At 49.3% G+C, this 286-nt stretch carries 1 protein-coding gene; it reads left to right on the top strand.

The window, feature by feature from the left end; all coding sequences use genetic code 11:
* Positions 1–286 (top strand): GNVR domain-containing protein (locus RMT89_RS42330; protein ID WP_315889081.1); only part of this gene is annotated, 286 nt, incomplete at both ends.

The following is a 286-nucleotide window of genomic DNA, read 5'->3' as shown; positions in this document are numbered from 1 at the left end:
ATTTCAAGAAGCCGAAATAGCGCAACGCTTCACGGCTAGCCACCCTAGTTACCAGGCACTGTTGCGCCAAAAACGAAGCATACAAAATGATATAGAGCAGCTCAACGACCGTGTAAGCCAACTGCCAGAAACCCAGCAAGAAATTGTGCGGCTAACGCGTAATGTCGAGGTCACTCAGGCAATTTACGTCAGCGTGTTAAACAAAGTACAAGAGCTGCAGATGACCCGTGCTGGCACTGTGGGCAACGTGCGCATTATTGATAGTGCCTTGGTAAGCGATAATGCG

This window comes from Streptomyces sp. P17 (assembly GCF_032436805.1).
In the GTDB taxonomy this organism is placed as follows: Bacteria; Actinomycetota; Actinomycetes; order Streptomycetales; family Streptomycetaceae; genus Streptomyces.
This window is presented reverse-complemented; position numbering and strand designations above follow the sequence as displayed.